Consider the following 21950-nt stretch of genomic DNA (forward strand, 5'->3'; position numbering starts at 1 on the left):
AATCATGCTTATCCTGGCTGTCGACACCGCGACCCCCGCCGTTACGGCGGGACTGGTGGAATTGGAACCGGCGGACGACGGGTCGACCGCACCCCGGATCACCACGATCATCTCCAAGGTGACCGTGGACGCACGCGCGCACAACGAGGTGCTCACACCTCAAATTCTGGCCTGCCTCAGTGAATCCGGCCGGACCCGTGGCGAGATCGCCGCGGTCGTCACCGGAATCGGACCCGGGCCGTTCACCGGCCTGCGCGTCGGCATGGCCACCGCCGCCGCCTTCGGTGACGCGCTGGGGATCCCGGTGCACGGCGTGTGCAGCCTCGACGCCATCGCCGCCGACACCGAGAGCTATCTGCGGGATCAGGCCGAACCCATCGAGCTGCTGGTCGTCACCGATGCGCGCCGCCGCGAGGTGTACTGGGCCCGCTATCGCGCCGAAGGGCGTATCGAGGGACCCGAGGTCTGCAAGCCGGTCGATCTGGATCCGTCCGGCGCGACCGTGATCGCCGGGTCCGCCTCGCACGTCGACTATTTCGATCTGCCCGTGCTACCCGTCGAGACGCCGTCGCCCGCCGGGCTGGTGCGCGTCGCATCGCGCGACCTGCTCTCCGGGGCGACACCCGAACCGCTGGTGCCCCTCTATCTGCGCCGCCCCGACGCTGTCGAACGCAACTACGCGCAGGTGGGACGATGACCCTCCGCGTCGAACCGATGCGGCCGTCCGATGTCTCGCGATGCGCGGAACTCGAACAGCTGCTGTTCCCCGAGGACGACCCCTGGCACGAGGTGTCGTTCCTGTCCGAACTCTCGGGGCCGCACAACCGGTACATCACCGTGCGGGACGCCGAGGGCCGCATGATCGGCTACGCCGGTATCGCGCTGCTCGGGACGGCCGAACACCCCGAAGCCGAGATACACACCATCGGAGTGGATCCGGAGCTGCATCGCGGCGGCGTCGGCACGCAGTTGCTGCTCGCGCTGCTGGCCGAGGCCGGGCGGCGGGGCGGGCCGGTGTTCCTCGAGGTGCGCACCGACAACCTGCCCGCCATCGCGCTGTACGAGAAGCACGGGTTCCACATCATCGGCCTGCGCAAGAACTACTACCAGCCCAGCGGCGCGGACGCGTACACCATGCGCCGCCCCGCGCTGTCGGGGTTCCCGCAGCCCGATGACGGTGCGGGCGAACAGGATTCGGAGCAGGTCGGGGTCGTGTCGGATTCCGAGCCGCTCGCGGCTGTGCCTTCGGAGCCGCTCGCGGCTGTGCCCTCGGAGCCGCTCGCGGCTGTGCCCTCCGAGCCGCTCGCGGCTGTATCCCTGCCCGCCCAGCTCCCCCCAGAGGCCACGTCATGATCGTCATGGGTATCGAAAGCTCCTGCGATGAAACGGGAGTCGGCATCGTGCGGCATCTGCCGGACGGTAGCTGCGAACTGCTCGCCGACGAGGTCGCCTCCAGCGTGGATCAGCACGCCCGCTTCGGCGGCGTGGTGCCCGAGATCGCCTCTCGCGCACACCTCGAGGCCATCGTGCCCGCCATGCGCCGGGCCCTGGCCGCGGCCGATATCGACAAGCCGGACGCGCTCGCCGTCACCATCGGCCCGGGTCTGGCCGGTGCCCTGCTGGTCGGGGTCGCCGCGGCGAAAGCCTATGCGGCGGCCTGGGACATCCCGTTCTACGCGCTCAACCACCTCGGCGGACACGTCGCGGTCGACACCCTCGAGCACGGGCCGATGCCGCCCGCGGTCGCTCTGCTGGTCTCCGGTGGACACACCCACCTGCTGAAGGTCACCGACCTGGGGCAGCCGATCCAGGAGCTGGGCAGCACCGTCGACGATGCCGCCGGTGAAGCCTTCGACAAGGTCGCTCGGCTGCTGGGCCTGGGTTACCCGGGCGGTCCGGTGCTGGATTCCCTTGCCCGGGAAGGCGACCCGCACGCCATCGCGTTCCCGCGCGGCATGACCGGTCCCCGCGACGCCCGCTACGACTTCTCGTTCTCCGGCCTCAAGACCGCGGTGGCCCGCTATGTGGAATCGGCCCAGCGCGAAGGTCGCGAACTGCCGATTCCGGATATCGCCGCCTCCTTCCAGGAAGCGGTAGCGGACGTGCTCACCATGAAGGCCGTGCGCGCCGCGCAGGACCTCGACGTGGACACCATCGTGCTCGGCGGCGGCGCCACCGCCAATTCGCGCATCCGCTCCATGGCGCAGGAGCGCTGCACCGCGGCCGGCCTCACCCTGCGCGTTCCCACCCCACGCCTGTGCACCGACAACGGCGTCATGATCGCCACCCTCGGGGCCCACGTGATAGCCGGTGGCGCAAAACCTTCCGCCCTCACCGTCGCCACCGACCCCGGACTGCCCGTCTCCACCAGCAAACTCTGAACCCGACCGCCGCCCGAACCTCGCGGAACCACCGACGTAGCTCGGGCTCCGGGGGATCAGCGGGAGGGGTGGACCAGGGTGGTGGTCGCGCCGCCCGCCGAGCCGGAATTGCTTCGCGGCGTGGTGGTTCCGGGGATGGTCGAGCCCTGGGTGGTGGTCTCGGAACGGTTCGGGTCGAGCTCCGTGGACGGCAGGGTGGTGCCCAGGAGCGGGCCCAGGAGACGGGGTAGGTCGGAGGGGAAGGGGATCTGGGGCAGATCGGGGTCCGGGCGCAGCGGGGGCTGGGAGGTGAGGCTCGACTGGCTCGGGCTGCCGGTGGTCGTCGTGCTCGACTGGCCGCTGGTCGGGGGGATGACCGGAGCGGTGGTGACGTGATCGCGGCTCTGGTTCACCGTGGTGCCGGTCTGCGGGACGGTCGCCGGCGTGGGCGGGGTGACCGGCACCTGCGCGCCCGAGGTGGTGGGGGAGTAGTTGGTGCCCTGCGGCTCCGGGACCAGTTCCTTCACGCCGTAGCCGACGATGAGACCGACCACCACGATCGCCCCGGCCAGGGTGCCGGCGAGCTTGGTGAAGGTGCCGACCGGCGCGTCCGAACCCAGACTGATCACCGGGAAAGCGGCCGGTGTCGCCGAATCCGCGATCAGGGCAGCGCCTTTGGCGATCGCGGCCTCGGGCTCGGGCACGGTGAACACCGGGACGTCGAGCTGGCGTTCGAGCTTGGTCACCACGGCGGGCGTGTTCGCGCCGCCGCCGATCACCGCGACGGCCTCGGGGAACTTCGGGGCCCGGGCGAACACACCGCGGGCGAACAGCGCCAGTTCACGCAGCAGGTCCGCGATCAGCTCGTCGAAATCCACCCGGGTGAGCTTGAGCGGCTGACCGGCCACATGGTCGATGGTCACCGCGTGCGCGATGGACAGATGCTCCTTGGCGGCGCGGCTGCGGTTCATCAGCATGCCGCGGTTCGGGCGGGTGCCGCGCCGGGCCAGGTGACAGTCCAGCAGATGCTGCAGGATCAGCTCGTCGACGGAATTGCCGCTGATGGTGGTGGTGCGCTCGGACCGCAGCACGGTGTCGTCGGCGTGGTCGGCCACGGTGACCGTGGTGCCGGTGGCGCCGATGTCCAGCACCGCCACCGTCTGGTACCGGTCCAGCAGACCGGTGTGGCGCAGGTAGGACAGGGCCGCGGTGCTCTCGGGAATGAGGCGAACGTCGCGGCGTTGCCGGCCGATAGCCGACCGGATGATCTGGGCCTGTTCCCGATCGCGATAGGCGACCGCGATGTCGGCGGGCGGGGAGGGCTCGGCATCGCGGCGCGCGGAGGACAGCGCGACCGGATGCGCGCCGACGGGATGCACCGAGTCGCGCGGGATCTGGGTGGTCATCAACTGGATGGAGGACGCCACGAGGTCGCCGAGATCGGAGTGCGCCGTATCGGCGGTGACGACCCGATAGTCGAAGTGCTGGACGCCGTTGGGGGCGGTGGCGACCGTCGCCGAGCACACCACCTCGCTCCCGGCCGAAATACCGAGGGATGTTCGCATGTTCACCTCCCTTCGAGCGGATGGTCACGGTGTCGCCGACCATCTCGAACGGACTGCGGGGTCATCGCCGTATGGATGACGGCGGAGGCCCCCGAGCTACGGATCGGGCCGGGCCTTCGTCCGATGGGGCGTCGGGACCAGCCTCTGATCACTTTGCGGTAGTGCTCTCGTCTCATGCCTGCACGGACGATGCCGCACAGTTAGCGGGGTGAAGCAGGTGAAGCGGGCGGAACTGATGCGGTTGTGCTGTTGTCGGCGGCGCGCGTGACAGGCCCGTGGTGGGTCCACAGCGCGACCGTCGTCAATGGTGTCACAATCCGTTATCCGAACGTTACAGTTTTTCGTTTTTCTTTGGAAGACCTCAGATTTTCTGGCCGTTCACTCGGCGAGTCGCGTACCAGCACGGTTCACGATTCGTTCCGTTTCGATCACGGAACCCCGCCTGGACCGCTGGCACTCGCGTGTATAGAGTGCTAGGTGGCATTGGGGGTGTGCTCCGATGCCACCTACGACTACTGAGCAGGGGTCCCGGCACCCGCGACGACGGGGCTGTGCACAGTGTCGGCAACGTGACCGAAACCGTGAGTCCGGGGAACCGCCCCGGGCGCAGAAGATCCCCTGAAAGTGGAGGGCTCAACGTGGCGAGCGTGAACATCAAGCCGCTCGAGGACAAGATCCTCGTCCAGGCCAACGAGGCCGAAACCACCACCGCCTCCGGCCTGGTCATCCCCGATACGGCGAAGGAAAAGCCCCAGGAGGGCACCGTCATCGCCGTCGGCCCCGGCCGCTGGGACGAAGATGGCGAGAAGCGGATTCCGCTGGACGTCAAGGAAGGCGACGTCGTCATCTACAGCAAGTACGGCGGCACCGAGATCAAGTACGCCGGCTCGGACTACCTGATCCTGTCGGCGCGCGATCTGCTGGCAGTCGTCACCAAGTAGGCAACGCTTCAAGCTCTTCCGCCCCGGCGTCGCCGCTGCATGCTCAGCTACCGACCCGGGGCGGAGTGCGTTCGCCGCACCCCAACCTTCATTCAGGAGTAGGTAACCAATGCCAAAGCAGATCGAGTTCGACGAGAAGGCTCGCCGGGCACTGGAGCGCGGCGTCGACAAGCTCGCCGACGCCGTCAAGGTCACCCTGGGCCCGCGCGGCCGGCACGTGGTGCTGGCCAAGGCTTTCGGTGGCCCGACCGTCACCAACGACGGCGTGACCATCGCTCGCGACATCGACCTCGAGGATCCGTTCGAGAACCTCGGCGCGCAGCTCGTCAAGAGCGTCGCCACCAAGACCAACGATGTCGCCGGTGACGGCACCACCACCGCCACCGTGCTCGCCCAGGCCCTCATCAAGAACGGCCTGCGCAACATCGCCGCGGGTGCGAACCCGATGACCCTGGGCAAGGGCATGTCCCAGGCCGCCGACGCGGTCTCGGCCTACCTGCTCTCGGCCGCCACCCCGGTCAACGGTGAGAAGGCCATCGCTCAGGTCGCCACCGTGTCCTCGCGTGACGAGGAGATCGGTGAGCTGGTCGGCAAGGCGCTCACCACCGTCGGCAAGGACGGCGTGGTCACCATCGAGGAGTCCTCCTCGCTGCAGACCGAGCTCGAGATCACCGAGGGCGTGCAGTTCGACAAGGGCTACCTGTCGCCGTACTTCGTCACCGACCCGGAGACCCAGCAGGCCGTCTTCGAGGACGTGCTGATCCTGCTGAACCGCGAGAAGATCTCGGCCCTGGCCGATCTGCTCCCGCTGCTGGAGAAGATCGCCGAGTCGAACAAGCCGGTTCTGATCATCGCCGAGGATGTCGAGGGCGAGGCGCTGTCCACCCTCGTGGTCAACGCGATCCGCAAGACCCTCAAGGCCGTCGCGGTCAAGGCGCCGTTCTTCGGTGACCGCCGCAAGGCGTTCCTGGACGATCTGGCCATCGTCACCGGCGGTACCGTCGTCAACCCGGACCTGGGCATCACCCTGCGTGAGGCCGGCCTCGAGGTGCTGGGCAAGGCCCGCCGCGTCGTGGTCACCAAGGACGAGACCACCATCGTCGAGGGCGCCGGCACCCAGGACGCCATCGACACGCGAGTCGTGCAGCTGCGCAAGGAGATCGAGAACACCGACTCCGACTGGGACCGCGAGAAGCTCGAAGAGCGTCTGGCCAAGCTGGCCGGCGGCGTCGCCGTGATCAAGGTCGGCGCGGCCACCGAGACCGAGCTCAAGGAGCGCAAGTACCGCGTCGAGGACGCGGTCTCCTCCGCCAAGGCCGCGGTCGCCGAGGGCATCGTCCCCGGCGGCGGCACCGCGCTGGTGCAGGCCGCGGCTCAGCTGGTCGCCCTGCGCGAGACCCTGTCCGGCGACGAGGCCATCGGCGTCGACGTCGTGCGTCAGGCCCTGCTGGCCCCGCTGTTCTGGATCGCCAGCAATGCGGGCGTCGACGGCTCGGTCGTCGTCTCCAAGGTCACCGACGGCAAGGACGGCTTCAACGCCGCCACCCTCACCTACGGCGACCTGGTCGCCGAGGGCGTCATCGACCCGGTCAAGGTCACCCGCTCCGCGGTGGAGAACGCCATCTCCGTCGCGCGCATGGTCCTCACCACCGAGAGCGCCATCGTGGAGAAGCCGGCCGAAGAGCCCGAGCAGAGCCACCACGGCCACTCGCACTGAGCTGATCCGCCTCTGCGGGGTTCGCGCACGGCTGAGTGCCGTGGAGAATCCCGCACGCGGGGATCGGTCGGGTGCGGGCACTGTTTCGGGGGTATCCGGTGAGTTACCCGGATCTCGCGAAATCAGTTGTCGCGCTGGGATGAAGAACGGGCACGGCCCCCGGCGACATCGCCGGGGGCCCTGTCATATGCGGGCGAGCGTGGTCGGATCGCACGAGGGTCAGGCCATGCCCGCGCGGTGCAGGAAGTCCTCGGCCTGGGCGGGATCGAATTCGCGGATCAGCTCGACCGAGGCGTGCAGGGCCCCGTGGACCACCGGGTACACGGCGGCGGGGTTCCAGGCGAAAGTCGTGGTCGCGGGCCGCACCACCAGCATGGGGGAGTCGTCGAGGGTGGGTAGCTCGTCCGGGGAGGCCGAACCGGGGACGATCAGGCCACCGGGCCGGGTGAACGCGAAGCGGGCGTGGTCGCTGCGGACGTCCGCGTAATCGGACTGTGCCAGGCGGTGATTGCGCGCGTAGCGGACGGCGACAGGGTCGACGGGTTCGGCGTCGAGGTAGTCCGGGCCCGCGTGGCGCAGCAGGGCGTCCTGCAGCAGTGCGTAGCAGTGGTACAGGCGGTCGCGCACGCCGATCAGCCGGAACTGGTAGGCGCGGCGGTGATTCGGATCCAGCACGAGCAGGTCCACGTCGTCGTGCAGGGTGAAGACCTCGCGCAGGAAGAACGGCACCAGGTCGGCGCCCTCGAGCTCGTCCAGTCGGTGCATCACCTCCGGACGCCGACGCCAGCGCTTGCGGGTTTCCTTGGAGCGGCACAGCATCGCCATCGCGGCCGGGATCACCAGCCTGCTCGCCGCGGTCACCACCTCGTCGGGTTCGCCCGCGAGCGCGTCCAGCTGCCGTACGAGCAGGTCCATCGTGGCATCGATCGCAGCCCCGGCATCGGCACCCTGCTCGACGAGCGTGCCGCACAGCAGGGCCAGAACCGCCGTGTGGAACAGGTCCCCGCCCGGCCCGAGATTGCGCAGCGCCACGACGGACGCGTTCAGCTCCGCGGCGGTGCGCCCGGCCAGCAGTGCCGCCACGTCGTGCTGTGCCTCGGGCGACAGGTGCAACCCGCGCCCGGACGTGATCGATCCGATCTCCTCCGCCGTCGTCCTCCCCTGGACGAACTCGCGCAGCCCCCGCAACACCATGAATCCTCGTTCTCCCCGGCAACCGACGCCCCACAAGCCCCCTTGGCCCGGCGTCGCGCCACACGGTAGCAGCAGCCCCCGGCGTTCGGCACGCGAAATTTCGCGGGAGCGCGCGGACGGGGTTGCCGGACGAATCAGGCCCCCTGGACCGAAAATCTGTCCAGGGGGCCTGATTTCGATGAGACATCGATGTCGCCGGAATGACGCAGGCGATGATGACGCGAGAAGCGCGAGCGGGCGGAATGAACCGGACGGGCGACCGAAATCTCGGGCGCGCTGAAAGCCGCTCAGTCGCGGATTGCTCGGGAGCGGCCGTTTCCGGGGTGGATCATGTTGCGGCTGTGATGGATCGCTGTCGGCGGAGCCTGGTCTGTAGCTAGGGCTTCGAGTAGCCGATCGCGAAGAGCGGGCGGTGGCTGGACGGCCACCGTCGACGCTAACTCGGCGAGTGCTTCTCGGGTCTGCTGCACTTCCTGGGTGAAGTCCGCGCGCAGAACCGGATCCTCGGAATCCACTATGGCCTGCACTGCGCGCCGGTCTTCGTCGCCGATCGATCCGAGCGCCACAGTGTGCGCGAGATCGATCTGGCTTTCGTTCATCTCACGTCACTCCCAAACTTTTCTTGAGTCGTGTCAATCCGTCTCGTATACGAGACTTAACGGTAGGTAATCCTACGCCCAGATATGCCGCTACCTCGGCATATGTCCGTCCGCCGAAGTAGGCGAGCGAGATGGCTTCCCGTTGAGTCTCGGTCAAGGTGGCCAGACCCTGCCGAACAGCTTGCTGTTCGAGCCGCCGACCTACCTCTTCGGTCACCTCGTCGAACTCGTGACCGAGTGTGCTCGTGCCATACGCGACCTCGCGCAGCGCATGCGCCTGCTCGGCACGCACGCGATCGACCGCGCGCCGGTGGGCGAGCGTCATCAACCAGGTGACTGCCGACCCCTTGGCGGGGTCGAAATTGGCTGCCGTACGCCAGATCTGCAGGAAGACCTCCTGGGTGGTCTCCTCCGCGTATCCGGGGTCGTGCAGCACCCTCAGGACCAGGCCGAAGACTCGCGCGCTGGTGCGGTCGTACAGTTCCGCGAAAGCCTGCTCGTCCGCCCCTCCACAACGCTGGAGTAACGCGGCTAATTCGAGGCTTTCGGCTGCGCGTGCCGTCACCGCAGAGTCCACGCTGGGTGTTCCCACCCGCCCGTCCCTCGAACTCTGGAACGAGTTGCCCTCTGCGGCCGACGGCCGCGTTGTCACAACGCTCCGTTCTGTGTCATCGGCCACGAGGGTAGCCTGCCGCTATAACCTCCTCTCGGGTGGGGGTATCGGCAAAGTGACTGTCGCGCAAAGGTTTTCCGTTTTGTAGCGACTCGCCGGATTTGCGAACTTCCGGATGTATGCCGTGACGCGGTAGCCGCAACCGGACTCTGTCCGAACAGTGGCCGGTTGTTTGCTAGACATTCGGCACGCCGCGCCGCGCGGATGGGACGATTTCCGAACGGGATTCGGCGTCCTCGTAACAGCTTCACCGCTGGTAGACACCAGTCACGCAGGTGCACTGGCGACGCAACCGACGGTGATGCGGATCCCGGCGGTGCGGATCAGGCCACGGCCCGCCGGCGATTGCGGCGCGCGTGCATCTCCCGTTCGGTCTCGGACATTCCGCCCCAGATTCCGTAGGGCTCGCTCACCTTCAAGGCGTGCGAACGGCACTGCAGGAGTACGGGGCAGGCCCGGCAGACCTCTTTGGCGCGCATCTCGCGCTGGGCTCGCGCTCGGCCGCGCTCGCCGTCCGGGTGGAAGAAGACCGAAGAGTCCTGGCCGCGGCAGGAGCCCTGCATCTGCCAGTCCCAGACGTCGGCATTCGGACCAGGGAGGTGGGTCGGCATAGGCATGTGAACTCCTCATGGTGCGAGCTCGTCGGCGTTGTCGAGCGCTGCTGGTGGCAAACAGTGGGCCGATCGCCAGGTCGGCGATTGCACTCCGCCGATGCCGTGCAATTTCGCCCGGCACCAACGTCGGCGATGTCGTACGTTAGGTCCGACAACTAAATCGAGTCAATAGTTCGTCCCATAGCGATTCAAATACCGGCGCATTAAGGAATTAACATCATCGCTATTTACAAAGCGGGCGCTCTGTGGTGATACTGATCGGTTGCCCAGCACGAGTGAGCTGCTGCGATAGCCGTTCCGACTTGATGTAATGCCTGGTAGGGGCCGGTTTTTCGGCGCAAATCCGATCGGCCGCAGCTATGCCACCCCTCCGTTCGAAGTGATCTCAGCCATTGCGGTGAGCGCGGTGAGTAGGGTAGAGATGGCCGATTCGAGGCCGCCAGGTTAATAGCGCGAAACGCCATACGAATTTCTTGCGCGCGTGCTAGCCGATAGCGAGAACAGTTTTACGGAGCGGAAACACAAAGGCATCCGCGAATGCTGAAGAGTTGCTGACCATCTGTGCTATGGCGGTGACGAGTGATCGGGGTCGCACTGGTTACAGTGCGGCGGTGTCTGTGCTCGAAGTGAACTCCGTGCTCGCCGATGCTGCCTTCGGCGGCACTCCCGGCCGCGCTGCCGCCGGATTGCCGATCGCGGCCTCCGCCCCCGAGAATTGGCTCCGCGCGGTCGCTCTGGGAGGCGTCGGTCACTACGCCGCGGCGCGTGCCGAGCTCCACCGCACGCTGCGCTGGACCTCCGATCCGGTACTGCGCTCGCTCGCCCTCAGTACCGAAGGGTCGCTCCTGCGCCAGCTCGGATGGCATGTTCGCGCCGCCGCCCTGGACGGTCGCGCGGCCGCGCTGGTGCTGCGCCCCACCCCGGCCGCCGAGGCGCGCGATAGCCGACACGCAGAATTCGGACCCGGCGCGGCACGCGCCGAGGCGGTTTGCGACGCGTTGACGGGCCTTGCCGCCGATGCCCTCGGCACCGATCGCCCGGCTCTCGCGGCCCGGCTGCTGGGTCGTTGCCGAAGCGAACTAGATGTTCATCTCGGCGGCGTCGATTCCGCGTGGCGACAGCGTGTCCGGCTGCACTGGGTGTCTGCCGAAACTGCGCTGTGCGCGCCGGGCGCCGGATTGATCTCCGCGCCCGCCGCCGCCTCGGACACCGACCCGGCGACCGTCACCACCGACCCGGCGCTCGCGCACGCCGAGGCCGCGCTGCGACTGGCCGAGCAGGCCCCCTCCCTGCGGCATCGAGTGAAATCCCGGCTACTCGTCGCCGCCGCGTCGGCGGCGGCGGGCCGGCTCGACAGATCCCTCGCTCTCGCGAACGAGGTCGATCGCGAGTGCCGCGAACTCGAACTGCTGCCACTCCGCTGGGCCTGCGCGATGTTGCGGTCCGGTCTCGATCCGCGGGGAAACGCCGCGCGGGAAGCTGCCGTGTGCGCGGAATTGCTGGCCGCTCGCGGTGGGGGATTGCGTTAAGCCGCCGGACTTCTCGAATCACCCCGAGAGGTCTCGGGGACCTCCCTGAGACCTCCCCGAGAACGACCCCGTAAGCACTGGCCCGAATGTGATAGCCGCTATTGTTGGGACCGTTCCGCCCCTCCGCGGAAGCACCGGCCCTCCCGCCGCGGTGCCACTCGTAACGCCAGGAACAGCTCTGACGATGAACAACACGGGTGAGGAGTTGGATCCCGCTGTCGTCGCTGCCGCAGCGCAGGGCGACCGGTCTGCCCTAGCCCAGGTACTGGAGAGCATCCGCCCCTTGGTGGTGCGGTATTGCCGTGCGCGTATCGGATCCGCCGAGCGAGGTCAACTCTCTGCGGACGATGTGGCTCAGGAGGTATGTCTGGCCGTCATGACTGCCCTTCCTCGGTATCAGGACCAGGGCAGACCGTTCATGGCGTTCGTCTACGGAATCGCCTCCCACAAAGTCGCCGACGCTCATCGCAACGCCGCCCGTAACAAAGCGGACGCCATGGCCGAAGTACCGGATGTCATATCCACCGACCAGGGGCCGGAACAGCGGGCTCTCGAATCGGAAACGAGTCGGCAGATGAACTCTCTGCTGGCGACACTTCCGGAGAAGCATCGAGAGATCCTCATCCTGCGCTTGGTCATGGGTTTGTCAGCCGAAGAAACCGCAGTTGCCGTGGGCAGTACGGCAGGTGCTATACGAGTCGCCCAGCATCGGGCACTCGCGAAACTCAAGACTCAAGTGGCGAGGGCAGGTGAAATGTATGGCTAGGGATGGCGAGCGCGGTCGGGGCGACTGGAAGGCGCGATCTGGATCGCACAACAGCGGTCCCTACGCCGATGCGTCCGGTGGTGACACCGGTCCGGTCGACATAGCCGCGGTACGCCGCGACGATGCGCTGATCGATGCCATCGCAGGCGACGGCCCCGTGCAGACGGGGACATCCGATGAGTACCAGCTCGCGGCATTGCTCGCGAACTGGCGCGCGGAGATCGTCGCCGAGCCGATGCCGGCCGGTCCGGATCTGGATTCCATTGTCGCAGCGGTGAATCAAGAAATCGGCGCACGTCAGGCCAGGATCAGCGCGCAATCGGGCGGGCGACTACGGCTGGTACGGCCGTTGCTCGGCGCGGCGGCGGCACTCGCATTGGTCGTGGGTGGTCTGACGGCGTTCTCCTACAGCGCCGAGCCCGGCGATCCGCTCTGGCGGGTCAAAGAGGTCGTGTTCAGCGAGCAGGCACAGACCACGGTCGTCGCACGCGCCGACAGTGATCTGGCCGAAGCCGAACAGCTGATCAAGGACAAGAAGCCGGAGCAGGCCAAGGCTGTCATGGAGCGCGCCTCCAGCAATGCCAGCCAGGTGAACGACAGCACCAAGAAGGGCGATCTCGTCGATCGCTGGCAGGTGCTGCTCACTCAGCTCTCGGCGGTGGATCCGGAGATCGCCAAGTCGTTGGAACCTTCGGCACCGGTCACGACCACCCCCGGTAAGCCGTCCGTGACCACGGTGCCCACCACGGTTCTGCTGACTCCGGCACCGGGCACGCCTGACAGCACCAAGCCGACGGTCGATCCGCGGACGCTCGATACCACCGATCCCGGTGGCCCCGGTCCGTCGACCGGTGGCCCGGTGACGACGTTGCCCAATACGCCGCCGCCGGTCACCGAGCCGCCGACGACCGTCGATCCGGTCGAGCCTTCGACGGTTCCGGTCACCCCCACCGCGGGAAATCCGCAGACCGGAGGGCCGGGAACAAACCCCGGTAGCCAGGAACCGGTGACGCAGCCGCCGGCCGAGAAGCCGACAGCCGCGCCACCGGTGGTTCCTCCGACACAACAGAATTCGGTTCCGAACGGTGGAATCAGCATTCCGGTGCCGCCGCCGGCGGGACCCACGCACTAGACCGTTCGGCGTCCGCGCGATACGCATCGCGCAACCGGCGTCGAACACCGCACCTCGAGAACACAGCACCTCGAAAAAGGCCCGCATCCATTGGATGCGGGCCTTTTTCGTAGGTCGATTCGGTGAAGCCTGATTCCCGTGGGACCGGTTGCGCGCACGGCGGAAACCGGTGCCGAGCCGAGGAACGGCCGGGCGGGGAAAGAAAGATCAGACGTCGAACCCGTCGAACCCGTCGCCGTGCAGCGCCTCGTTCATCGAGGCGTCCGCGTAGCCACGGCAGTAATCCCAGGTGACGTACGCCTCGGGAGTCGGGTCGTAGGCGGGCTCGTGCGGGCGCACCGTACCGTCCACCAGTAGCTGGAGGAGGTTGGCGCGCAACATGTCCCAGTCGTGGTAGTGGTCCTGTCGACAGTCCTCGCAGCTGACAACCAGACCGCGGATACCGCGGTGGGCCAGCAGTGCCTCGTAAACCGCGAGGTCTGCGAGATCCTCTTCGACCGCTAGGCGCTCGTGAGGATCCAGCGGTTCCCCCGGCTCGATGGCATCGAGCGCGGCCGACGGGTCGGAGGGATCTCCGGCGAATGGATCCGGCGGCAAGCCAGGTGGTAGATGGTCACGCACAGTCCCACGGTACGCAGAACTAGGCCCTCTGCGCCAGCGCTGTGGTGTATTTGCCCCCACTTCGCTGGTGGTGCGGCACACAGTGATGTCGCGCATGCGAGCACACCTCGATGGGGCACGCCGTCGCACTGCCCTCGAGCAGGCAACCACAGTGCCGCCGCTCAGGCAACCGGAACACGGAGCGTCGAGGATGCGCCATGCTGTCGGGCGGGAACTCGACGCCGCCGAGGTCTGCTGTGTGGTGGCCGGGCGTGGCTGCGATCAGGAATTGAGCGACCGATACCATGGTTGACCAAAGGCCGGGTGGCAAACGCCGGCTTTGTTGTTTGGCAAGCGGTGCCGTTTCATCCACGCGTCCGCCGGGACCCGGCCCGGTGACGTAGCCGAAGCTCCAGGAGGGGTCGATCCGAATGAGCAGTCCCGTGACGGGCGAACGCAGTGATATCGCCGGACGCGCCGGCCGCCCCCATACGGGTGGAGACGATCCGAACAAGGTCGCGATGCTCGGCCTCACCTTCGACGACGTATTGCTGTTGCCTGCCGCCTCGGACCTGATTCCCAGTTCCGTCGACACCTCCAGCCGTCTGACCCGTGACATCTCGCTGCGCACGCCGCTGGTGAGCTCGGCCATGGACACCGTGACCGAGGCCCGCATGGCCATCGCGATGGCGCGGGCCGGCGGCATGGGTGTGCTGCACCGCAATCTCTCGGTCGCCGCGCAGGCGTCGCAGGCCGAGACGGTCAAGCGCTCGGAGGCGGGCATGGTGACCGACCCGGTCACCTGTCGTCCCACCGACACCCTCGCCGAGGTCGACGCCATGTGTGCGCGGTACCGGATCTCCGGCCTGCCGGTGGTCGACGAGACCGGCAATCTGGTCGGCATCATCACCAACCGCGATATGCGCTTCGAGGTCGACGAGAACCGCAAGGTCGCCGAGGTCATGACCAAGGCCCCGCTGATCACCGCCCAGGAGGGCGTCACCGCCGAGGCCGCGCTGGGCCTGCTGCGTCGCCACAAGGTGGAGAAGCTGCCGATCGTGGACGGCAGCGGCAAGCTGCGCGGCCTGATCACGGTCAAGGACTTCGTCAAGACCGAGCAGTATCCGAACGCCACCAAGGACCGGGACGGCCGCCTGCTGGTCGGCGCCGCGGTCGGTGTCGGCGAGGACGCCTGGACCCGTGCCATGACCCTGGCCGATGTCGGCGTCGACGTGCTGATCGTGGACACCGCGCACGGCCATCAGGCCGGCGTGCTGCAGATGGTCACCAAGATCAAGGCCGAGGTCGGCGATCGGGTGCAGATCATCGGCGGCAACGTGGCCACCCGCGCCGGCGCGCTCGCGCTGGCCGAGGCCGGTGCCGACGCGGTGAAGGTCGGTGTCGGCCCCGGCTCCATCTGCACCACCCGCGTGGTCGCCGGTGTCGGCGCGCCGCAGATCACCGCCATCATGGAGGCCAACGCGGCGTGCGCGCCCCTGGGTGTTCCGGTCATCGCCGACGGCGGCGTGCAGTACTCCGGTGATATCGCCAAGGCGATCGCCGCCGGCGCCTCCACCGTCATGCTCGGTTCGCTGCTGGCCGGAACCGCCGAATCGCCGGGCGAGCTGATCCTGGTGGGCGGCAAGCAGTTCAAGAGTTACCGCGGCATGGGTTCGCTGGGCGCGATGCAGGGACGCGGCGAGGCCAAGTCCTACTCCAAGGACCGCTACTTCCAGGACGACGTGCTCTCGGAGAAGAAGCTGGTGCCCGAGGGCATCGAGGGCCGGGTGCCGTTCCGCGGTCCGCTGGATCAGGTCATCCACCAGTTGGTGGGCGGTCTGCGTGCGGCCATGGGCTACACCGGTTCCCAGGGCATCACCGACCTGCAGGCGGCGCAGTTCGTGCAGATCACCGCGGCGGGCCTCAAGGAATCGCACCCGCACGACATCACAATGACGGTGGAAGCCCCCAACTACACCACCCGCTGACCCGACCACACCGCCCGCACGTCGGGCGGTGTGCCACCTATTTTGATGTGCCTCGCCCGCAGCAGGATTCGCGCGGCGTCCCCGGCATCTACTCGATGCCGCAGATCCGCCGCAGCGAAGCGGAGGCAGATCAAACACCGAAAGGACACAACTGACGATGCGCGACCTCGTCGAGATCGGCATGGGCCGGACTGCCCGGCGCACCTACGAGCTGGACGATATCGACATCGTTCCGTCGCGGCGGACCCGTTCCTCCCAGCAGGTGTCCGTGGCGTGGCAGTTGGACGCCTACCGGTTCGAGATCCCCTTCCTGGCTCATCCGACCGATGCGCTGGTGTCGCCGGCCTTCGCCATCGAGCTCGGCAAGGCCGGCGGTCTGGGCGTCATCAACGGTGAGGGCCTGTGGGCCCGGCACGCCGATGTCGAGGCCAAGATCCAGCAGCTGACCGAGGTCGCCGAGAAGGAGGGCACCGAGGCCGCGGTCGCACTGCTGCAGAAGCTGCACGCCGCGCCGATGCAGCCCGATCTGCTGGCCGCCGCGGTCAAGCAGGTCCGGGACGCAGGTGTGACCACCGCCGTGCGGGTGTCGCCGCAGAACGCGCGGGCGCTGACTCCGAGCCTGGTGCAGGCGGGCATCGATCTGCTGGTCGTGCACGGCACCATCATCTCCGCCGAGCACGTCGGGGACGGCGAGCCGCTGAACCTCAAGACCTTCATCGCCGAGCTGGACGTGCCGGTCGTCGCGGGTGGCGTGAGCGATCACCGCACCGCGCTGCACCTGATGCGCACCGGCGCGGCGGGCGTCATCGTCGGCTACGGCTCGCTGCAGGGCGCGACCACCACCAACGAGGTGCTCGGCATCGCGGTGCCGATGGCCACCGCCATCGCCGACGCCGCCGCCGCGCGCCGGGACTACCTGGACGAGACCGGTGGCCGCTACGTGCACGTCATCGCCGACGGTGAGGCGCTGACCTCGGGTCACATCGCCAAGGCCATCGCCTGCGGTGCGGACGCGGTCATGCTGGGCGTGCCGCTGACCATGGCCAAGGAGTCTCCCGGCGCGGGCTGGTACTGGCCCTCGGCCGCCGCGCATCCGTCGGTGCCGCGCGGTGCGGTGCTGCCGTACGCCATCGACGAGGAGCGCGTGCCGCTGGAGCAGGTCCTCAACGGTCCCTCCAACGATCCGTTCGGTTCGCTGAATCTGGTGGGCGGCCTGCGCCGTTCGATGGCCAAGTCCGGCTACTGCGATCTCAAGGAATTCCAGAAGGTCGGCCTGAACGTTCGCGGCTGAGTGGTTTTCACCAGCTCACGGCGTAGTTCTCGACAGCCCACGGTGCGCGAGGAGTCGCACTAGGGTCGTACAGTGGCCGTCTTCTCGATTTTTCACCTGCTGATCCTGGTGGTGATCGTGCTGATCATCGCCGGTGCGGTCTCGGCGATCATCATCGCGGTGACCAGGAAGTCTCGTGGCGGCGTGGCACCCGGGTGGTATCCCGACCCGGGTGGCGCGCCGCTGCTGCGTTATCACGATGGGCGCGAATGGACCTCGGCTACTCGGCCTTCGCGCTGACCGGCTCTCGCGGCGAGTCCGCTCGCCCGGGGCCCGGAGTGGGTTCGGGTGAGGGTGCGTGAAATCGCTTGGTCGCGAAGGAATTCGCGGATAGCGGTATTGACGGCTGCGGGGTGGGTCATGTTCGCGGTCTGTCGGGCGTTCTCGATCTCGAGGTAGCGGGCATCGGGTATGCGGGCGGCCAGGGTTCGCGCGTGCGCGCGGGGGACCGCGCTGCGGGTCGGGTGGATCACCAGTGTGGGGCAGGTGATTTCGGGTAGTCGCTCCAGCACCGAGTCGCGATTGTGCAGGGCGCCGGCGGCCACCTCGGTGGCGTGCGCGTCATGGGAGAGCCAATGTTTCACCCAGACGGCGCGATACCGGTCGTCCGGGCCGATGAGCCAGTGCGCGAGGTGCTCGGCCAGTGCCGGTCGGGTGCTGTCGTCATGCCATTTGTCCAGGAACCTGCGCGCGTTGACGAGTTCGCCGGTGGTGGGTTCGTGGGCGTCGGTGCTGATCAGGATCAGTGCCGCAACGCGTTCGGGGGCCAACAGGGCGGTGCGCAGCGCGATGAAGCCGCCCTGCGCGATGCCGCCCACCACGGCGCGTTCCACCCCTAGCTGGTCGAGCACGGTCAGGGCGTCGCGGGCACAGGTCCAGTAGGTGAACGGCAGCCGTTCGTCGCGAGTGCTGCCGTGCCCGCGCGCATCCCAGGTGACCAGTCGGAACTCCGGTGTCAGCGCCGCCTGCTGCGATGCGAACATCGTTCGGTCCATGAGGAATTCGTGCCCGAGCAGTACTACCGGTCCCGTGCCCCCGCTGTCCTGGTAATGGACCTCTGCATCTATCGCACGGGCGAATGGCACGAGGTAGAGGATAGCCAGGGTCTATGACAAGAATGTGAGCTTTGTTGCGCACCGGCACAGCATGTGTCGGTGTACCCGGGGCTCTCGGGCCGTAATGCCCCGGTCGCCGGAGGCGGAATGCCCTAACCGGAATCGCGGATTCGCCCCCTTCCGAACCCCCGCGCACGGCCCGGCTGCCCGGCGGAACGGCCGAGCCGCCCGGGGCGAAGGTGTCCTGTGTCTCTCACTAGACTGAGCAGGTGGCAGATACCCAGCGACCAGTCCTTGTTGTCGACTTCGGTGCGCAGTACGCGCAGTTGATCGCGCGCCGGGTGCGCGAGGCGAGCGTCTACTCCGAGGTGGTGCCGCACACCATCACGGTCGAGGAGATCGCCGAGAAGAAGCCGCTCGCCGTGATTCTCTCCGGCGGGCCCAGCAGCGTGTACGCGGAGGGCGCACCGCAGTTGGACGCGCGGCTCTTCGACATCGACGTACCGGTCTTCGGTATCTGCTATGGCTTCCAGGCCATGGCGCAGGCGCTCGGCGGCACGGTGGCGCACACCGGAACTCGTGAATACGGCCGCACCGAACTCAGTGTCGACGGCGGTGTGCTGCACGGCGGCCTGCCGATCCGGCAGCCGGTGTGGATGAGTCACGGTGACGCGGTCACCGACGCTCCCGCCGGGTTCGAGGTCACCGGCACGTCCACCGGTGCGCCGGTGGCGGCGTTCGAGAATCTGGAGCGCCGGCTCGCCGGTGTCCAGTACCACCCCGAGGTGCTGCACTCCCCGCACGGCCAGCAGGTGCTGAGCCGATTCCTGCACGAGATCGCCGGCATCCCCGCCGCGTGGACCGCCTCGAATATCGCCGAGGCCCTGATCACGCAGGTTCGTGAGCAGGTCGGGGACGCGCACGCCATCTGCGGTCTGTCCGGTGGCGTCGACTCCGCGGTGGCCGCGGCACTGGTGCAGCGTGCCATCGGCGACAAGCTGACCTGTGTGTTCGTCGATCACGGTCTGTTGCGGGCGGGTGAGCGCGAGCAGGTGCAGCGCGATTTCGTCGCCGCGACCGGCGCCAAACTGGTGACCGTCGACGCGGTGGACAAGTTCCAGAGCGAACTGAAGGGCGTCACCGACCCCGAGGAGAAGCGCAAGATCATCGGGCGCGAGTTCATCCGCTCGTTCGAGGACGCGGTCGCCGAGGTCGTCAAGGCCGAGGGCACCTCCGAGGACGGCTCCGCGCCGAAGGTCGAGTTCCTGGTGCAGGGCACGCTGTACCCGGATGTGGTCGAGTCCGGCGGCGGCACCGGCACCGCGAACATCAAGAGCCACCACAATGTCGGCGGCCTGCCCGACGATCTCGAGTTCGATCTGGTCGAACCGCTGCGGCTGCTGTTCAAGGACGAGGTCCGCGCGGTCGGCCGCGAGCTCGGCCTGCCCGAGGAAATCGTTGCCCGCCAGCCTTTCCCGGGGCCGGGTCTGGCCATTCGCATCGTCGGCGAGGTGACCTTCGAGCGTCTGGAGCTGCTGCGCCAGGCCGATGCCATCGCGCGCGAGGAGCTCACCGCCGCCGGTCTGGACAAGCAGATCTGGCAGTGCCCGGTCGTGCTGCTCGCCGACGTCCGCAGCGTGGGCGTGCAGGGTGACGGCCGCACCTACGGTCACCCGATCGTGCTGCGCCCGGTCTCCAGCGAGGACGCCATGACCGCCGACTGGACCCGCCTGCCGTACGAGGTCCTCGAGCGCATCTCCACCCGCATCACCAACGAGGTTCCGGACGTCAACCGCGTCGTGCTCGACGTGACGAGCAAGCCGCCGGGCACCATCGAATGGGAGTGAGCGGGTAGCTCACAGACGTAAGGGCCCTCGATCCGACTCGGATCGAGGGCCCTTTTCCGTTGTGCCGGAGGGCTATTCCTTGCGCTTGCGGGGAGAAAGGACCAGGACCACTCCGACGACGATGGCGGCGATCACCACGATCCAGCCGAGCGAGAGGCCGCCGGAGACGGGCCAGGAGTGCGGGCCGATGAAGGCCCAGACGCTCACCAGCAGGGCCAGTACTCCCGCCAGTAGCAGCGAGAACGACGGACGACGGTTCTTGTTCTCAGTCACGCTTCACCTCCGCGTTTCCCATTTGTACATCGACTTTCAGGTTCAGGACCGGGCCGGTGGCCGGGCCGGACATGCCGCTCACGCAGTTCGAGTCGCCCATCCGCACGTGGCAGGTGGTGTTCACCCGAAGGTCCGGGGGGAGAACGACTTTCGCTTCACCCATATTGACCGACACCGCGACCGCGTGATCCTCGGTCAGGGCGAGCCTGCTCAGATCGAGCGTGGCCGAGCCCATGGACACGTGGTAGTCCGGCTTCAGATCGGCGGCCGTGGCGGCGGACCAGGTCTGATCACCCATCGCGCCCTCGTCGAACTCGATCGGGCCGATCAGCGAGGCCAGGATGACGAACCCCGCCAGCGGGGCCAGGATCACCATGAGTCCGTACCCGCGACGCAGGAACGCGCCGAGGATCAGGCCGAAGGCGATCACCGCCAGGGCGGCCGCACCGATTCGGGCGGGAGTCATCCACTCGACTCCGGAGGCGGCCACCGAACCGGCCGCCGCGGCCACGAGCAGGGCCGTGCCGATGAACACCGGAGTGAAGCGGGAGCGCGGACGCTGCGGGGGAGCCTGCACCGGAAGTGCCGCGGAGGCAGTGGGTTCGGGCAGATCCCAGGCGAGCGGGGCGACGCCGAAGGGGTCCCAGCCGGGTGGGGTCGGGCCGAAGTCGGGGGAGATGGGGGCCGGGCCGTACCCGGTGTACGCGCGGTCGCCGCTGGGCGGAATGCGGTGCAGGGTACGAGGTTCGGGGGTCCGGGGAGCGTTCGCTTCGGGTGCGGGTGGGCCGTCTGCCTTGTCGAGCGCCGTGGTGTCGGCCGGCTTGTCCGGTGCGACAGGCTCTTTGCCGTCGATCGCGGCGAGTTCGGCGGTAGCGGGGTGCTGGTCCCCGGCGTCGTCCGGTGCGGTGCGGTTCTCTCCGGGGGCTTTGTCGAGTGAGACCGGACCTGCGGCGTTCCGAGTCGAGGCGACGTCGTCCTGTGCCGCCGTGGCTTCGCGCGGCACTGCGGTGTCGGCGGGTTCGGTCTTCAGTACCGCGGTATCGGATTCCGTTGCGGCGACCGGAGTTTCGAAGGCCTCCGTCGGTGCCTCGGCGAACTGCTGCTGCTGGGCCTGCACGCTCGGGTCCGGCTCGTAGTGATCGGGGAGCTTGGTGTGCGGACCGTAGGTGTCGAACGGGCCGGTGCCCGGGTATCCGGTCCAGAACGGGTTGCTCGGGCTCGGGTAGGCGCCCTCGAGCATGCCCTCCATCGAGGGGTCGAGGTATCCGGCGGGCGGTTCGGGCTGGCGCTGGTGCAGCAGCCACCATCCGGCCAGCATGAGCGCGAAGCTGATCGCGCCGGATCCACCGAGGCCGACCCCGACCGGACCCACCGTGCTCACCGCGATCCCCAGCGCCACCATGAGCACGATGGTCTTGGACGAACCCTGCGAGCTCTGGCCCTTGCCGAGCAGCGATTCCGCGGCCGAGCTCCGATCACCCTGCTGGGTGAACAGCAGCCACCCCAGCAGGTAGAGCACGAAGCCCGCGCCGCCGAACAGGGCCGAGACCACGAACGCGACCCGCACCACCACCGGGTCCACGTTGTAGCGACGCCCGAATCCGGCGGCGACGCCCGCGATCGGTCCGTGCTGAGGCAGTCGAACCGGCCGGGTTCGCCACATGTCGTGAATCTGATCCCCGAAGCCGGCACGGCCGGTGCCCCGGGACCAGTCGCTCGTTCTCGTCATGCCACTATCGTGCGTTCCCGGGCCGCTCACTCGCATCG

At 68.0% G+C, this 21950-nt stretch carries 20 protein-coding genes and 1 pseudogene; 12 read left to right on the forward strand and 9 right to left on the reverse strand.

The window, feature by feature from the left end; genetic code table 11:
• Positions 1–4 precede the first annotated feature (4 nt).
• The 3 genes and pseudogenes from tsaB to tsaD all read left to right on the forward strand — a co-directional run bounded on the left by tsaB (position 5) and on the right by tsaD (position 2381).
• Positions 5–697 carry a tRNA (adenosine(37)-N6)-threonylcarbamoyltransferase complex dimerization subunit type 1 TsaB gene (tsaB, locus tag NJ1_RS24025; protein ID WP_067698204.1) on the forward strand — a complete coding sequence of 231 codons (693 nt, stop codon included), beginning with the start codon at positions 5–7 and terminating at the stop codon, positions 695–697.
• A pseudogene (gene rimI / locus NJ1_RS24030) lies at positions 694–1155 on the forward strand (ribosomal protein S18-alanine N-acetyltransferase); the annotation flags it as partial. The gene tsaB and the pseudogene rimI, both read left to right, overlap by 4 nt.
• Positions 1156–1349: 194 nt before the next feature.
• The gene (tsaD, locus tag NJ1_RS24035; protein WP_067698212.1) at positions 1350–2381 is read left to right on the forward strand and encodes a tRNA (adenosine(37)-N6)-threonylcarbamoyltransferase complex transferase subunit TsaD; all 1032 of its coding nucleotides are present in this window, start codon (positions 1350–1352) and stop codon (positions 2379–2381) included.
• A gap of 56 nt (positions 2382–2437) precedes the next feature.
• Here the strand turns inward: tsaD and NJ1_RS24040 are convergent, their stop codons facing one another.
• Positions 2438–3925, reverse strand: coding sequence for a DUF7159 family protein (locus tag NJ1_RS24040; protein WP_067698214.1), 1488 nt, complete (start codon positions 3923–3925; stop codon positions 2438–2440).
• A gap of 638 nt (positions 3926–4563) precedes the next feature.
• On the opposite strand from NJ1_RS24040, the gene groES reads away from it, so the two are divergent.
• Both groES and groL read left to right on the forward strand, forming a co-directional pair.
• A complete protein-coding gene (gene groES / locus NJ1_RS24045; protein WP_067698216.1) occupies positions 4564–4866 on the forward strand; it encodes a co-chaperone GroES in 303 nt (100 codons plus the stop codon).
• A 109-nt stretch (positions 4867–4975) separates the two neighbouring features.
• Positions 4976–6583 carry a chaperonin GroEL gene (groL, locus tag NJ1_RS24050; RefSeq protein ID WP_067698218.1) on the forward strand — a complete coding sequence of 536 codons (1608 nt, stop codon included), beginning with the start codon at positions 4976–4978 and terminating at the stop codon, positions 6581–6583.
• 219 nt (positions 6584–6802) lie between these two features.
• On the opposite strand, the gene NJ1_RS24055 is transcribed toward groL, so the two are convergent.
• The 4 genes from NJ1_RS24055 to NJ1_RS24070 all read right to left on the reverse strand — a co-directional run bounded on the left by NJ1_RS24055 (position 6803) and on the right by NJ1_RS24070 (position 9666).
• Positions 6803–7777 (reverse strand): hypothetical protein, encoded by a 975-nt coding sequence (locus NJ1_RS24055; protein ID WP_067698220.1) that lies wholly within the window; start codon positions 7775–7777, stop codon positions 6803–6805.
• Positions 7778–8064: 287 nt separating this feature from the next.
• Positions 8065–8376: an RskA family anti-sigma factor gene (locus NJ1_RS24060; RefSeq protein ID WP_245717561.1), complete on the reverse strand. Its 312-nt coding sequence runs from the start codon at positions 8374–8376 to the stop codon at positions 8065–8067.
• Position 8377: 1 nt separating this feature from the next.
• A complete protein-coding gene (locus NJ1_RS24065) occupies positions 8378–8953 on the reverse strand; it encodes a sigma-70 family RNA polymerase sigma factor (RefSeq protein WP_067698222.1) in 576 nt (191 codons plus the stop codon).
• Positions 8954–9372: 419 nt separating this feature from the next.
• Positions 9373–9666 carry a WhiB family transcriptional regulator gene (locus NJ1_RS24070; protein WP_067698224.1) on the reverse strand — a complete coding sequence of 98 codons (294 nt, stop codon included), beginning with the start codon at positions 9664–9666 and terminating at the stop codon, positions 9373–9375.
• 608 nt (positions 9667–10274) lie between these two features.
• On the opposite strand from NJ1_RS24070, the gene NJ1_RS24075 reads away from it, so the two are divergent.
• From NJ1_RS24075 to NJ1_RS24085, 3 genes are all read left to right on the forward strand, one after another.
• Positions 10275–11192 carry a hypothetical protein gene (locus tag NJ1_RS24075; RefSeq protein ID WP_067698225.1) on the forward strand — a complete coding sequence of 306 codons (918 nt, stop codon included), beginning with the start codon at positions 10275–10277 and terminating at the stop codon, positions 11190–11192.
• A 184-nt stretch (positions 11193–11376) separates the two neighbouring features.
• Entirely contained in the window at positions 11377–11958 is a 582-nt protein-coding gene (locus NJ1_RS24080) for a sigma-70 family RNA polymerase sigma factor (protein ID WP_067698228.1), read from the forward strand.
• On the forward strand, positions 11951–13090 hold the full coding sequence (locus NJ1_RS24085; protein WP_084478717.1) for an anti-sigma-D factor RsdA: 1140 nt from the start codon (positions 11951–11953) through the stop codon (positions 13088–13090). Before NJ1_RS24080 ends, NJ1_RS24085 begins: the two co-directional genes overlap by 8 nt.
• Positions 13091–13297: 207 nt before the next feature.
• On the opposite strand, the gene NJ1_RS24090 is transcribed toward NJ1_RS24085, so the two are convergent.
• Positions 13298–13711 carry a DUF5319 domain-containing protein gene (locus tag NJ1_RS24090; RefSeq protein ID WP_029923780.1) on the reverse strand — a complete coding sequence of 138 codons (414 nt, stop codon included), beginning with the start codon at positions 13709–13711 and terminating at the stop codon, positions 13298–13300.
• A gap of 410 nt (positions 13712–14121) precedes the next feature.
• Between NJ1_RS24090 and guaB the strand changes: the two genes are divergently transcribed.
• The 3 genes from guaB (at position 14122) to NJ1_RS39355 (ending at position 17248) form a co-directional block, all read left to right on the forward strand.
• Positions 14122–15678: an IMP dehydrogenase gene (gene guaB / locus NJ1_RS24095; protein ID WP_067698232.1), complete on the forward strand. Its 1557-nt coding sequence runs from the start codon at positions 14122–14124 to the stop codon at positions 15676–15678.
• Between the two features lie 157 nt (positions 15679–15835).
• Complete coding sequence (locus tag NJ1_RS24100; RefSeq protein ID WP_067698234.1) at positions 15836–16969, forward strand: GuaB3 family IMP dehydrogenase-related protein; 1134 nt, start codon at positions 15836–15838, stop codon at positions 16967–16969.
• Between the two features lie 72 nt (positions 16970–17041).
• Positions 17042–17248 (forward strand): DUF2510 domain-containing protein, encoded by a 207-nt coding sequence (locus tag NJ1_RS39355; protein ID WP_067698236.1) that lies wholly within the window; start codon positions 17042–17044, stop codon positions 17246–17248.
• Here NJ1_RS39355 and NJ1_RS24110 read toward each other — a convergent pair.
• The gene (locus NJ1_RS24110; RefSeq protein WP_084478718.1) at positions 17203–18093 is read right to left on the reverse strand and encodes an alpha/beta fold hydrolase; all 891 of its coding nucleotides are present in this window, start codon (positions 18091–18093) and stop codon (positions 17203–17205) included. The genes NJ1_RS39355 and NJ1_RS24110 overlap by 46 nt on opposite strands.
• A 239-nt stretch (positions 18094–18332) precedes the next feature.
• On the opposite strand from NJ1_RS24110, the gene guaA reads away from it, so the two are divergent.
• Complete coding sequence (gene guaA, locus NJ1_RS24115) at positions 18333–19910, forward strand: glutamine-hydrolyzing GMP synthase (protein WP_067698240.1); 1578 nt, start codon at positions 18333–18335, stop codon at positions 19908–19910.
• 72 nt (positions 19911–19982) lie between these two features.
• Here guaA and NJ1_RS24120 read toward each other — a convergent pair whose 3' ends face one another.
• The gene (locus tag NJ1_RS24120) at positions 19983–20183 is read right to left on the reverse strand and encodes a hypothetical protein (protein WP_067698242.1); all 201 of its coding nucleotides are present in this window, start codon (positions 20181–20183) and stop codon (positions 19983–19985) included.
• A complete protein-coding gene (locus tag NJ1_RS24125; RefSeq protein ID WP_067698244.1) occupies positions 20176–21912 on the reverse strand; it encodes a PspC domain-containing protein in 1737 nt (578 codons plus the stop codon). Before NJ1_RS24125 ends, NJ1_RS24120 begins: the two co-directional genes overlap by 8 nt.
• Between the last annotated feature and the right edge of the window lie 38 nt (positions 21913–21950).

The organism is Nocardia jejuensis NBRC 103114 (assembly GCF_001613145.1).
Taxonomy (GTDB): domain Bacteria; phylum Actinomycetota; class Actinomycetes; order Mycobacteriales; family Mycobacteriaceae; genus Nocardia; species Nocardia jejuensis.

What these genes read in the sequence shown, in the direction of transcription:
- tsaD (WP_067698212.1), top strand. Translation starts at nt 1,350, where the DNA reads ATGATCGTCATGGGTATCGAAAGCTCCTGCGATGAAACGGGAGTCGGC.
- NJ1_RS24055 (WP_067698220.1), bottom strand. Translation starts at nt 7,777, where the DNA reads ATGGTGTTGCGGGGGCTGCGCGAGTTCGTCCAGGGGAGGACGACGGCG.
- tsaB (WP_067698204.1), top strand. Translation starts at nt 5, where the DNA reads ATGCTTATCCTGGCTGTCGACACCGCGACCCCCGCCGTTACGGCGGGA.
- NJ1_RS24125 (WP_067698244.1), bottom strand. Translation starts at nt 21,912, where the DNA reads ATGACGAGAACGAGCGACTGGTCCCGGGGCACCGGCCGTGCCGGCTTC.
- NJ1_RS24100 (WP_067698234.1), top strand. Translation starts at nt 15,836, where the DNA reads ATGCGCGACCTCGTCGAGATCGGCATGGGCCGGACTGCCCGGCGCACC.
- groL (WP_067698218.1), top strand. Translation starts at nt 4,976, where the DNA reads ATGCCAAAGCAGATCGAGTTCGACGAGAAGGCTCGCCGGGCACTGGAG.
- NJ1_RS24070 (WP_067698224.1), bottom strand. Translation starts at nt 9,666, where the DNA reads ATGCCTATGCCGACCCACCTCCCTGGTCCGAATGCCGACGTCTGGGAC.
- NJ1_RS24080 (WP_067698228.1), top strand. Translation starts at nt 11,377, where the DNA reads ATGAACAACACGGGTGAGGAGTTGGATCCCGCTGTCGTCGCTGCCGCA.
- guaB (WP_067698232.1), top strand. Translation starts at nt 14,122, where the DNA reads ATGAGCAGTCCCGTGACGGGCGAACGCAGTGATATCGCCGGACGCGCC.
- NJ1_RS24060 (WP_245717561.1), bottom strand. Translation starts at nt 8,376, where the DNA reads ATGAACGAAAGCCAGATCGATCTCGCGCACACTGTGGCGCTCGGATCG.
- NJ1_RS24085 (WP_084478717.1), top strand. Translation starts at nt 11,951, where the DNA reads ATGGCTAGGGATGGCGAGCGCGGTCGGGGCGACTGGAAGGCGCGATCT.
- NJ1_RS24040 (WP_067698214.1), bottom strand. Translation starts at nt 3,925, where the DNA reads ATGCGAACATCCCTCGGTATTTCGGCCGGGAGCGAGGTGGTGTGCTCG.